Source organism: Collinsella aerofaciens, assembly GCF_028207065.1.
Lineage (GTDB): Bacteria > Actinomycetota > Coriobacteriia > Coriobacteriales > Coriobacteriaceae > Collinsella > Collinsella aerofaciens_AR.
In genome coordinates, this window is the sequence record NZ_JAQLFP010000010.1 from 37,076 (window position 1) to 49,502 (window position 12,427).

11 protein-coding genes are annotated in these 12,427 nt (G+C 60.9%); 1 reads left to right on the plus strand and 10 read right to left on the minus strand.

All coding sequences use genetic code 11. From position 1 onward, the window contains the following. Positions 1-158 precede the first annotated feature (158 nt). A complete protein-coding gene (locus PMX72_RS04355; RefSeq protein ID WP_271728835.1) occupies positions 159-1,136 on the plus strand; it encodes an L-lactate dehydrogenase in 978 nt (325 codons plus the stop codon). Between the two features lie 133 nt (positions 1,137-1,269). Here PMX72_RS04355 and PMX72_RS04360 read toward each other — a convergent pair whose 3' ends face one another. The 10 genes from PMX72_RS04360 to PMX72_RS04405 all read right to left on the minus strand — a co-directional run bounded on the left by PMX72_RS04360 (position 1,270) and on the right by PMX72_RS04405 (position 12,263). Continuing rightward, the gene (locus PMX72_RS04360; protein ID WP_271728836.1) at positions 1,270-2,238 is read right to left on the minus strand and encodes an SIS domain-containing protein; all 969 of its coding nucleotides are present in this window, start codon (positions 2,236-2,238) and stop codon (positions 1,270-1,272) included. Positions 2,239-2,382: 144 nt separating this feature from the next. Beyond that, the gene (locus tag PMX72_RS04365) at positions 2,383-3,138 is read right to left on the minus strand and encodes a GntR family transcriptional regulator (RefSeq protein ID WP_271728837.1); all 756 of its coding nucleotides are present in this window, start codon (positions 3,136-3,138) and stop codon (positions 2,383-2,385) included. A gap of 2 nt (positions 3,139-3,140) precedes the next feature. Further along, positions 3,141-5,123, minus strand: a complete 1,983-nt coding sequence (locus PMX72_RS04370) for a RecQ family ATP-dependent DNA helicase (RefSeq protein ID WP_271728839.1) — start codon at positions 5,121-5,123, stop codon at positions 3,141-3,143. 380 nt (positions 5,124-5,503) lie between these two features. Continuing rightward, positions 5,504-6,223: a GntR family transcriptional regulator gene (locus tag PMX72_RS04375; RefSeq protein ID WP_117640942.1), complete on the minus strand. Its 720-nt coding sequence runs from the start codon at positions 6,221-6,223 to the stop codon at positions 5,504-5,506. Positions 6,224-6,327: 104 nt separating this feature from the next. Further along, the gene (locus tag PMX72_RS04380) at positions 6,328-7,335 is read right to left on the minus strand and encodes a YitT family protein (protein WP_117640941.1); all 1,008 of its coding nucleotides are present in this window, start codon (positions 7,333-7,335) and stop codon (positions 6,328-6,330) included. A 355-nt stretch (positions 7,336-7,690) separates the two neighbouring features. Next, entirely contained in the window at positions 7,691-8,320 is a 630-nt protein-coding gene (locus PMX72_RS04385; RefSeq protein WP_158549388.1) for an HAD family hydrolase, read from the minus strand. A gap of 159 nt (positions 8,321-8,479) precedes the next feature. Further along, positions 8,480-9,463 carry an SIS domain-containing protein gene (locus PMX72_RS04390; protein ID WP_233503150.1) on the minus strand — a complete coding sequence of 328 codons (984 nt, stop codon included), beginning with the start codon at positions 9,461-9,463 and terminating at the stop codon, positions 8,480-8,482. Between the two features lie 198 nt (positions 9,464-9,661). Next, entirely contained in the window at positions 9,662-10,495 is an 834-nt protein-coding gene (locus tag PMX72_RS04395; protein WP_117640939.1) for a PTS system mannose/fructose/sorbose family transporter subunit IID, read from the minus strand. A gap of 13 nt (positions 10,496-10,508) precedes the next feature. Beyond that, positions 10,509-11,303: a PTS mannose/fructose/sorbose/N-acetylgalactosamine transporter subunit IIC gene (locus PMX72_RS04400; protein ID WP_006235136.1), complete on the minus strand. Its 795-nt coding sequence runs from the start codon at positions 11,301-11,303 to the stop codon at positions 10,509-10,511. Between the two features lie 36 nt (positions 11,304-11,339). Continuing rightward, positions 11,340-12,263, minus strand: coding sequence for a PTS sugar transporter subunit IIAB (locus tag PMX72_RS04405; RefSeq protein ID WP_117640938.1), 924 nt, complete (start codon positions 12,261-12,263; stop codon positions 11,340-11,342). Positions 12,264-12,427 lie beyond the last annotated feature (164 nt).

The following is a 12,427-nucleotide window of genomic DNA, read 5'->3' on the forward strand; positions in this document are numbered from 1 at the left end:
CGCGAGCACATCGCCCCGCGATGCCGTCAGCGGCCCAAATCACTCCAAAAGTAGAGATTACGGCATGCCCCAAGAATCTACGGCGATTTAGCCTAGCAAAGTGACGCCTGGACGCTACAATGGTCCGACGCGAAAAACTCGGCCGAAAGGATACGTATATGTACCAGACGCGTAAGATCGGTGTGGTCGGCCAGGGCCACGTAGGAGCACATGTCGCCAACAGCCTGCTCATGCAGGGCATTGCCGATGAGCTGTACCTGTGCGATATCAACGAGGCCAAGGTGACGTCCGAGGTCCAGGACCTGCGCGACTCCCTTTCGTTTGTCCCGTACAACACCAAGATCGTCAACTGCTACGACCACTACGAGGAGCTGGCCTGCTGCGACGTCATCGTCAACGCCGCCGGCAAGGTCGCGCTGGCCGCCGGTAGCCGCGACGGCGAGCTGTTCTTTACCACCGACGCCGCCCGCACCTTTGCCAAGCGCATCGTCGACGCCGGCTTCGACGGCATCTTCGTGAGTATCTCCAACCCCTGCGACGTCGTGTGCACCGAGCTGTGGCATCTGACCGGCTACGACCCCAAGAAGATCATCGGCTCGGGCTGCGGCCTGGACTCCGCCCGTCTGCGCACCGAGATCTCCAAGAAGGTCGGCGTGAGCCCCAAGTCCATTGACGCCTACATGATCGGCGAGCACGGCTTTAGCCAGCTGGCTGCCTTTAAGTCCGCAACCATCGCCGGCAAGAGCCTCACCGAGCTTCAGGCCGAGAACCCCGACAAGTACGCCTTTGACCACATGGAGGTCGAGGAGCTCGCGCGCAAGGGCGGCTACGTAACCTACCAGGGCAAGCAGTGCACCGAGTACGCCGTCGCCAACTCCGCCGCGCGCGTCTGCGCTGCCGTTCTGCACAACGAGCACGCCGTGCTTTCCGCCTCCACGCTCATGACCGGCCAGTATGGCGAGGAGGGCATCTTCACCTCCCTGCCGTGCGTGATCGGCGCCGAGGGCGTCGAGGAGGTCTACACGCTCGACCTGTCGGAGTACGAGCTCGAGGGCTTCCACAAGAGCTGCCAGCACATCCGCGACAACATCGCCCAGCTCGACTGGTGGGACGCCGAGGCGTACGACGCAAAGTAAGCGTCGGTTGCCGCGACACCTCGCGAATCTAAGCGCGATACCAAGCGGGCCGCGCCGGAAATCCCCGGCGCGGCCCGCTTTTTTGACTCGCGCTGCGCCCTTGCGAATCGAAGGTGAATGGTTTTCCCGTTACCTAGTACTGCTCGATGCCCATGTAGCGACGAACCTCGGGGCTGTGGTCGAACACCTTGCCGCGGGCGGCGCGCAGCTCGCAGCTCATGTTGTAGAAGAAGATCGGCTCCAGGTACGAACGCACGCTGGCAGGCACGTCGCCCACGCCGTACTCGAGTGCGTCGAGCACCATGACCGTATCGGTGTGCGTGTTGAGGAACGCCAGCGCGCGCTCCTCCATGGGGCGGCACTCGCCCGATCCGAGCTGTACAAAGTAGAACACGCCGGGCTCGGTAGCCTCGAACGGGCCGTGGAAGTACTCGCCGGAGTGGATGTAGCAGCAGTGCTGCCACTGCATCTCCATGAGCGAGCAGATGGCCATGGCGTAGGTCTGGCTAAAGTTGGGGCCGGATCCCAGGATGTAGAAGAACTCGTGCTGCTGGCAGAGCTCGGCAAAGCGATCGCCCAGCTCGGCGTTGACCTTCTCGCGGGCAGCGGGCAGCAGCGCATCCATCTGCTTAAGGCCGGCGCACATGTCGGCAAGCGCCTCGTAACCCTCCTGCTGGTGGAGCAGTTCGGCGGCGATCAGAGCGCCGATGCCCTGCGGCACCTCGGCCTGCGACACGCCCTCGCCCCAAGGGTAGACCCAGGTGGTCCACTTGCCGTTGTCGATCTTTGAGCCCTCGCAGTCGGTGAGGGCAACGACCTCGGCGCCGGCTGCCAGCGCCATCTCGCAACCGTCGACGACCTCCTGCGTATTGCCGCTGTGGCTGCAGGCGATGACGAGTGACTTCTCGCCAAGACTCTTGGGGGCCATCAGGCAAAACTCGCGCGCCGTGTAAACCGTCGAGGTAAACGTGGTCGCCTCGCGCTTGAGCAGCTCGTTGGCCGGCATCAGGTCGATCATCGAACCGCCGCAGGCGATCCAAAAGACGTTCTCGATCTTACCCTTGCGCTCGATAATTTCCTGAATCAGATCGTGTGCGTTCACGGTGACGCTCCTCCTTGTGTGGCGGCTTTGGACGACGGCAGCTCGTACCTGCAGTCGTTCTATGTTGTTCTATTTATAGCATGCAAGCAGGTGCCCGTGAAGTCATTTCAGCAAATTTGTTCTATGTTGTTCTATCTATGGACGTTAGATGTCGAACACGTAGCGCGAGCCCACGATCTTTTGACGCCCGAGCAGCAGGGGCCGCCCGTCCGCATCGGTAAAGTACGCCTCCATATAGAAGAGCGGCTCGCCGACCGGCACCTCCAGCAGCGGGGCCGCCTGGGCATCGGCAAGCGCAATCTCCACGGTACAGGGGTCGGACTTGAGCGGCGCGCGGCCCGAATGCTCGGCGACGAGCGCAAAGATCGAGTTATCGGCGAGGTCCTCGTCGGCAAGCGTCTGCAGGTAGGGATGGTCGGCCAGCACAAAGGCGTTGTTCTCGAGCATGACGGGGATGCCGTCGGCCGTGCGCACGCGCTCGACCACGATGAGCTCGCAGCCGGGCTCCACGCCAAAGAACGCCGCATCCTCGCGCGTCGCCGCGACCACCGTACGCGACACCAGACGCGCTCCGGCCACCATGTCGTTGGCGGCACAACCCTCAGTAAAGCTCTGGACGTCGCCTTTCTGGACAATCTTGCGCTTGAGCTTGGGAGCGCACACAAAGGTGCCCCTCCCCTGCTGTCGGTTGAGATATCCCGCGCGCGACAGCTCCTCGATGGCGCGGCGCACGGTGATGCGTCCCACGCCGTAAGACTTCGCGAGCTCCATCTCGGAAGGAATGCGCGAACCGGCCGCGTACACGCCGCGCGCGATCTCGCCCTTTAGGTCGTCCATGACCTGCTGGTACAGCGGCACGGCGGACACGTCGGCACGCTCGGTTTTATCGTCGGTTGCCATCGTTACGCTCCATCTCGCGCATGCTCGGACTCAAACTCTTCAATCGCCGCCATAAACTGCTCGCCAAAGGCGTCGGCCTTTTTCTCGCCGATGCCGTTGACCTGGATAAGCTCGTCGCGCGTCTGCGGGCGCAGGCGGCACAGGCCGCGCAGGGCCTTGTCGGAGAAGACCATATACGGCGCCATCTCCAGCTCGGTCGAGATCTCCTTGCGCAGGGCGCGCAGGCGCTCGAACAGCTCGGCATCGTCGCCCACGCGCGGACGCTGATCCAGCTCGGCCTCCTCGCGCAGCAGGTCCACTGCGCGGCGGGCGCGGGCCGAGGCCTTGCGCTTGGACGCGCGGCGCTTAACAGTAAAGGCAAACGCCTCGTCCTCGACCTCGCCGGCACGCGGACCCAGGCCCACGACCGGATACTGCCCCTGTGAGGTGGCCAAATAACCGCGGCCGCACAGCTGGCCGATGATGTCCTTGATGCGGCCGACCGATTCGCTCGACAGCTCACCATAGCCGCGATCCTCGTCCAGATGCATCTGGCGAATGCGCTCGGTGTTGCCGCCGTGAAGCACATCGGCGATGAGCGACTTGCCAAAGCGCATGGGACGCGTGGCCACATAGCGCACGGCGGCGCGAGCCATACCGGTGACGTCCTCGACCTCGAACTGCGTGAGGCAGTTGCTGCAGTTGCCGCAGCCCTCGGCGTCGTCCGTGGCGGTGGCGCCCGCACCAGACGCAGCCGCATGCTCGGCCGCGGCCTCGTCGCCAAAGTAGCGCAGCATGTATTCGCGCAGACAGCCTGTGGTATTGCAGTAGCCCTCCATCTGGCTGAGCAGGCGATAACGGTTCTGGAGCGCCCACGCGCGCTGCTCGTCGTCGAGCGCCTCGTCGGCCGCATCGCCGCGGTCGATCAAAAAGCGGCGCATGCGAAAATCGTTGCCGTTCCACAGCAAGTGGCAGCTGGCTGGATCGCCATCGCGGCCGGCGCGGCCTGCCTCTTGGTAGTAGGCCTCGATGCTCTCGGGCACGTTGTTGTGGATCACGTAGCGCACGTTGGGCTTGTCGATGCCCATGCCAAAGGCGTTGGTGGCAACCATCACCTGAATATCGTCGTCGATAAAGGCGCGTTGACTTTGACGACGGGCGTCGTTGCCCATGCCGGCATGGTAGCGGCCAACGCGAATGCCGCTGGGGCCCAGCGCCTCGGCAAGCTCACCTGCCAGCGCATCGACTGTCTTGCGGGTCGAACAATACACGATGCCGCTCTCGCTCGAATGCGCGATCACATAGTCGCGCACCCACGCGGCCTTGGCCTTGTCGCCCATCTCCTCGCAGCCAAAGTAGAGGTTCTTGCGATCGAAGCCCGTCACCACCGTCGCGGGGTTTTGCAGGCCGAGCATCTGCTGAATGTCCGCGCGCACACGCTCAGTCGCCGTAGCGGTAAAGGCCGCCACGATGGGGCGCTGCGGCAGGGAATCGATGAACTCACGAATCTGCAGGTAGGCGGGACGGAAATCCTGGCCCCATTGGCTCACGCAGTGGGCCTCGTCAATGGCCACGAGCGGCACGCCAATGCCGCCGTCCGCCGCGGCCTCCTGCGCAAAGGCCAAAAAGCGTGGCTCGAGCAAGCGCTCGGGCGCCACGTACATAAGCTGGTAGCGGCCCTCGCGCGCCCGCTTGAGCACGGTGTTTTGCTGGGCCGGAGTAAGGCTGGAGTTGAGATAACTGGGGCGCGCACCCGCCGCGAGCAGCGCGCGGGTCTGGTCCTCCATAAGCGACAGCAGCGGACTCACCACAAAGGTGATGCCGGGCAGCATGAGCGCGGGTACCTGGTAGCAAATGGACTTGCCGGCGCCCGTGGGCATAACACCCAGCGCATCGCGACCGGCAAGGATCGCATCGACCATGCGGTCCTGTCCCGGGCGAAACGAGGTGTAGCCAAAATAGGCGCCGAGCGTGTCGAGCGCCGTCTGTTGCATGCTATCGGTCATGGTTTCCTAACGTCCAAGTCATCTGCCGCCGATTATACGCCGCCACGCGGACCGGTGCCGTACGGCTGTCAGCCACGCTCATTCTGCGGGTAGTCATTGGGGACGTTCTTGAATGACTAGTCGTTTAAGAACGTCCCCAACGGCTAAGCTCTTGACAGGCGTGGAAACGTCTCAGGTTGAGCATAAGTCAGCGAAAACGCCCCTAAGCGAGCAAGGTGACGTGAAAGAGGAGGGAAGCGTACTTCGGTACGCGACCGACGATTGAACGTCAGATTGCCGCTTAGGGGCGTTTGCAGCGTCGACCGGTCCGCCGTTCGCTAGAACGGCGGAACCAAGGGCGCAGCGTCGGCCCGTTACGCGGTTTGGTAAAACCGCGTAACTTACATGACCATAACGTAACGCGATCCCACGTAGTACTGCTTACCCATCAAAACCGGCTCGCCATTGGGGCCGATAAAGCCGGCACGCAGGTTGAGCAGCGGGTCGTGCGGGGCAATGCCCAGCTCGGCGGCCTGCTCGGCGTTGGCGCGAACGGCCTCGACCGTGCGGTAGCCAACCGAGACAATCGGCGTTCCGCCAACACGCTCGACCTCGGCAAAAATCGACTTGTCCTCAAGATCGGCCGTCAACAGCTCACGGTAAGCGTCAAACGGCACAAAAATGTTCTCCTCAAAGATGGGCTCGCCGTCGGCCGTACGCACGCGCTTGATATGCAGCAGCAGCGCATCCTTCCGCAGGCCAAAAAACTCCATCTCGTTTTGGCGCGCCGGAACGATCTGGCGATCGACCACATGCGCGCCGGCCTTCATGCCGTTATCGGCACACAGCGCGGTAAACGTCTGCAGCGTCGAGGCGTGAAACTGGCGATTGATGTGCGGCGTGGAAACAAAGGTGCCGCGGCCCTGCTGCTTAACCAGGTAGCCATCGGAGCAGAGCTCCTCGACGGCGCGGCGCACCGTAATGCGGCTCACCTCGTACTGCTCGGCAAGCTCAAGTTCGGACGGAATACGCTCCTTGGGTGCATAAACACCTTTCTCAATCGCATCCTTGATCTCGTCGTAAATCTGCTGGTAAAGCGGTGCATTTTTGGGCGCAGGCATATCTGATCACTCTTATCAAAATATCGAAATAACTAATACGTATATAACGTCTTTTTATATGTTATCTCAGTTTGATAAAACGATACACCACATACAGCAAATCCTTACTTGCCGTCGTCCTGCTGCAGGCTGTCCTGTTCACTGAGGCGCGCCTGACGACTCGCTATGCGAGCGGGCTTGTCGGGATCGGGAACGGCCGTGGGCATGGGCTCGTCGACATGACCGCCCCACCAGCCGCCCACAAAGTTGAGCGTGTGGAACACATTGATCACGGCGCCGGGATCAATGTCGCACACTAGCTTGATAATGTCCTGGCTCTCGTAGGTCGAGACAACGGTGTGCAGCAGGTACATCTTTTCACGGCTGTATCCGCCGATGACCTCGGCGCAGCTAATACCATGCTGAAAATGGTCAACATAGGCGGTCATGACCTCATCGGCCTTGCGCGTTGTGATCTGCAGCGTCACACGGTCGTAGCGATGATAGAAGCTGTCGATGGTCTTGGTCGAAATAAACTGGAACACGATGGAGTACGCCGCGTTGTCCCAGCCAAACATAAAGCCAAAGATCGCCAGGATAAAGCAGTTGAAACCAAAGATGACACCCCAGATGGTCTTGCCCGTGTGGTTGGAGACCCATAGCGCGATAAAGTCGGTGCCGCCGGTTGATGCACCGGACTTGAGCGCGATGGCAGCACCCAGACCCGAGACCACGCCACCAAAAATGATGAGCATGATCTTGTCGCCCAAAAACGGGGCGAAATGAAAGATGTTGAGGAACAGCGACGAGAGCATGACCTGCATCATCGAGAAGATGACGAAACGCTTGCTAATGCCGCTCCAGCATAGGAGCGCCACGGGGATGTTGAGCGCGAGCATGCCGAGCGAGATGTCGATATGAACGCCGCCAAGCGAGGTAACGCGATCGAGCAGGACCGCGACGCCTGTGAGACCGCTCGGAAGCAGATCGGCGGGCTGAATGAACGCCTGGATCAGAAATGTCTGGAGAACGGCTGATATGGTGACCGCCACAGCGGTAATAGCGCGGCGAACGATGGTAAGGCGGCCGAGCACGAGCACGCGGTCCGTGAGCTGATCGATGGCGTTCGCCACGTAGGCTCCCTTCGAAGGCAGATGTAGTTGTGGGGCATGTCGGCGATTGTAGCATGGAGCGACAGAGGGCGCCTCAATTCACCCTCTCTCGACAACCAAAACGGGACCGGTAACCCCACAACCAAAGGCCCAAATTCTAAGTGAGTAGACTTTTCGCGACCTCCCGAGCACAGCCAATAACAGCCACCTCTGTGACCTGCGGTTTTACTAAGTCAGAAACGCTTTGTGCCCGGCCTGCGCCAAAAAGTCTACTCACTTAGCCCGAATCGAAGCCAAACGGATCTAAATTGATGCCAAATTAAGCCAATCTGCAGCAAATGACGCGTGAACCAGTGCTTCTCGCGGTGGATTGACACTACAGAGCGGCCAAAATGTCGGTCAGGTTGTCGATGACGACGTCGGCGGCGGACTGGTCCAGGTTGACGCCCTCATGCGGACGCAGTGCCAGGACGCGGGCGCCGGAGCGCTTGCCAGCCTCGATGCCCAACGGCGAGTCCTCGATAACCAGGCACTCGGCGGGGTCAACTCCCAGCGTCTCCATGGCACGCAGGTAGATCTCGGGGTCGGGCTTAAACGCACTGCACTCGTGACCGCTGATGGTGTAGTCCAGCACGTCGGCGATACCGGCAATCTCAACCAGCTCGTCGATGAGCTCGCGGTAGGACGAGCTCGCGATGGCACACTTCACGCCGCGTTCGTGCAGTTCGCGCATCACCGGCTCCGTCTGCTCGTTGAGCAGCTCGGCATACGGAACGGGGTGGACCGGGCTGTAGACCTGCTTGTACTCCACACGCAGGCGCTCGCGCAGCTCGACATCGTCGGGCACCAGCGCCTCCCAAATGGCAGGCTCGTTAGACCCCGAAAGATCGGGAATCTCGTCAAAGTGGAAGCCCTTCTCCTCCATAAACGCCACGCGGCGACGGTTGTAGAACCACTCGGTATCGACCAGCACGCCGTCCATATCAAACAGCACTGCCTTGATCATACGCATCTCCTCCCACCTGCCAAAAAGAGACAGGTTTATTTTGGTAGGTTTTATCTGGGGTTTTGCGGCGCAACGAACACGCCCTCCCAAAACAGAAAAGGGGACGGGGTGTAAACCCCATCCCCTCTCAATCAACCCGTAAGGTCTACTTACTTGTGATTAGTAGGAAAGCTTCCACATGTAGCGACGCATGGTCAGCGGGTGCTGACGGGCCTCGGCGATCTGGTTGCCGTACTCGCGCATAACGGCGAGGTGCAGCAGCGGGTTGAAGTAGGTGACGACGCTCGCCGGCACGGCGTCAGCCAGGCCGTAGTCCTTGGAGTCGATCAGAGCGACCTTGGCGCCCATGCGCTTAAGGAAGGTGAGGGCGCGAGCGTCCATCGGACGGGTAGCACCGTCGGACATGAAGAAGACGTAGGGCTTACCCTCGGTGGAAACCTCGAACGGGCCGTGGAAGTACTCGCCGGTGTTGTAGGCGGCGGCGTCGATCCACTGCATCTCGGTGAACAGGAAGGCGGCGTGAGAATAAGCCATCTTCTCGGAGGCACCGGAGGCCATGAAGTAGATCATCTTGTCGTCCTTGAAGTCTTGGGCGAACTGCTTGGCGAGGCCCTTGGCGGACTGAGCGGCGTTCTCGCAGAGCTCGAAGACGTTGGTGAGGCCGGTGATCATGTCCTCGTAGTGGTCATAGCCCTCGGTCTGCTGAAGGATCTCGAGAGCAAGAGCGATGGCGTAGCCAGGCTTCTCGCACTTGGCAGCGTAGTTGGCATGGAAGCCGTGAACGATGACGTGGTCGGCGTCGACGGTCAGAGCGGAGCCGGCCTTGTTGGTGAGGGAGACGACCGGGCAGTTGTGCTTCTTGGCGGTCTTGTTGGCCTCGACGGTCTCGGGCGTGGAGCCACCGAGGGAGCAGGTGATCACGAAGGTGTGCTCGTTGACCCAGGAAGGCGTGTCGTAGTTGAACTCGTTAGCGGTGAAGATCTGAACGTTCAGCTTGTCCGTGTTGTTGGCCAGGAAGTACTTGGCAGGGTAAAGGTCGGACATGGAAGCACCGCAGCCGACGAAGGCGACGCTGTGGATCTCGTGGTTGGACAGGACGTCAGCGACGATCTGCTTAGGGAGGTTAAGGTCGATCTCGTACATCTGACACATTCCTTTCGATTTTTTGCGGCGCCACATTGCCGGGCGCTCGCAGGGTTACCGTGGTTTGGACCGAGTCGCCGGCCCGTTGAGGATGTGTCAAAGGAACTGTCCCTTTGACACATCTAGGGATGGAAGCCTGCCTGGGGTATGGGATGCCAGGCAGGCCCCCGGGGAAAGCGGTTAGACGCTTGGTCGCGACTAGGCCAGGATGCCGGCCGCGGAGAGGGCGATGCCGCCCACGATGGCGATCACGAGAAGCCAACCGGTGTTGACGTTCTTCTTGATGAGCCAGTACATAAGGCCGGTGAGGCCGAGGGAGATCATCTGGGGCATCATGCCGTCCAGGATGTCCTGAATCACGACGGTGCCCTCAGCGAACTGCAGCGGGGTGGTGGCGCCGATCAGCGTAGCGATCATGCCGCCCACGGACATAAGACCCACGATGCCGCAGACATACATGAGCTTCTCCATGAGGTCGCCGCCCTGGAGCTTGCTCAGGTACTCGTGGCCGCCCTGATAGCCGATCTTGGCTGCGAACCACGTGATCAGCACAGAGGGCACGATGGAGATGAGCATGGCCAGGATCGGGCCCATGATGGAGCCCTGCTGAGCCAGCTGAACACCCAGGCCAAAGGCGATAACGCGGATGGTGCCCTGGAAGAAGGAGTCACCGATGCCGGAAAGCGGACCCATAAGGGAGGTCTTGACCGCGTTGATCGAATCGGGGTCGAAGTTCTCGGGATCCTTGGCGTACTCTTCCTCCATGGAGGCGGCGAGGCCCAGGATGAAAGCGCTCGTCTGCGGGGTGCAGTTGTAGAACGCCATGTGACGGTGGTAAGCCTCTTTCTTAGCAGCGAGCTGCTTGGGGTCGGACTCGTCCGGATAGAGGCGATCGAGCGTGGGAACCATGCCGTAGAGGAAGCCCATGTTCATCTGACGCTCGTAGTTCCAAGAGGCCTGGATGGCCCAGGAGCGCCAGAAGAACTGGCTGACCTTCTTGTTCAGGGACACGTCCTTGGTTGCGGTTGCCATAGTGTGTTCCTCCTTAGTCTTCGTCGTCTTCGAGCGGATCGTAGTCGGAATCGACACCGGCGGCTGCATGGGAACCGTTGAACTTGAAGCCCATGAAGACGACAGCCAGGCACACACCGATCAGAGCGACCGCGATGACGGACAGGTTGAGGTAAGCGGCGAGCAGGAAACCGATGAACAGGAACGGAGTCATACCCTTCTTGATCATCATGGTGAGCAGCAGGGCCAAACCGTAGGCGGTCATGATCTTGGTCGAAACGTTAAGACCAGTGGACAGCCACTCGGGAACCATGTTGACGATGGCCTGAACCAGGTCGGTGCCAACAAAGACGGCGAGGAAGATCGGCAGGAAGTACATGACGGCGTACAGACCGGAGCCGGCGCAGATGTGCATGCGATAGGCGGTCTTGAACTTTCCGTTATCGATCGCGCTATCTGCCACATGGGTGAGGGCGGCGATGATGGAACGGAACACGATGCCGAGGAGCTGACCCAGGACGGCGACCGGGATGGCGATCGTCATGGCGGTCTCGGCGGAAGCATCGGTCAGGCACGCAAAGGCAGCGGCCACGATGCCGCCCAGGACCATATCGGGCGGAACGGCGGCGCCGACCTGCACCAGGCCCATGGACACGAGCTCGACGGCGGCACCGACGGCAAGGCCGGTGGGCACATCGCCCAGCAGCAGACCGACGAGCGTAGCGCCAACGAGGGGCTGCTCGAAGTTAAGACGACCGAGCAGGCGGGAGTCCCACATGCAGAACACGCCGACGAGGCCGACGAGCACCGCACTGATGAACGTATTCATACCCTTCTCCTTTCAGTCAGGCAAAAGCCTGGTTGATTACAGCTTGGCGTCGATGTCGACGCTCTGATACGTAGGGGTCTGCTGGACATAGAGCTTAATGCCCATGTCGAGCAGCTGGTTGACGTCGGCCTTCTGGGTGGCGTCGAAGAAGACGGAGCTGTCCTTGCCGCCGACCTGTTCGGCACCGTCGTGGTTGGCGGTGGCGCCCAGGTTGATGGCGTCGAGCTTGTAGCCCTGGCAGAACTGCAGCATCTCGGCAGTGTTGCCAAAGACGAACATGACGCGCTCGCCGAGGGTGTTGAGCTTGTCCATCTTGGCGAGGGCACGCTCGACGGTGAAGACGTTCAGGCGCACGCCCTGGGGCTTGGCCAGCTTAAGAGCGCCCTTCTTGATGTCATCGTTGGCGGCAGCGTTGTCGACGACGATGATGCGCTCGGCCTGAACCTTGGTGGTCCAGGTAAAGACGACCTGGCCGTGCAGCAGACGGTAGTCAAGACGTGCGAGGACGATCTTGGCGGGACCGGAGCTGTGACGGGACGCCTTGGCCTTCTTGGCGGGAGCCGCGGCGACCTCGACCGGTGCGTTGGGGTTGGTCAGACCGGTGCGGGCCTCGTTGATGAGGGCCGCGAGCTCGGCACCCTTGACGGGGGCGGGGCTCATAGCGAGCGTCAGTGCCAGCGGAATGTTGAAACCGCTGACAACCGTGAACTTCGTGCCGTTCTTGGAAAGCTCGACCATGCTGTTGTTGACCGAGCTGCCGAGCATATCGGTCAGCACATAGACGGTGTCGTCCGCGTTGAACGTGGCGATCATGGCGTCCACCTTATTGGTGATGGGCTCCTTGTCGTCACGAGCAAGCGACACGACGTGGACGTTCGACACGTCGCCGAGAACCATCTCGAGCGTGTCTTTGGCGCCTGCGGCCAGGCCGCCATGAGATGCGAGAATGATCTGATTCATCTTGCCTCCTCCTTTTCGTTATGGTCATTATAACGTCTTATACGTTGCTTATTTTGCTAATTAGTATATAAACCGTTCGCGGGTGAAAAACGACCGTTGGCGGGTTTAACGCAATCGAAACGATGGTCTTGGGTAGGTCGGCGCTGGCTAGGCACCGCCCGGCC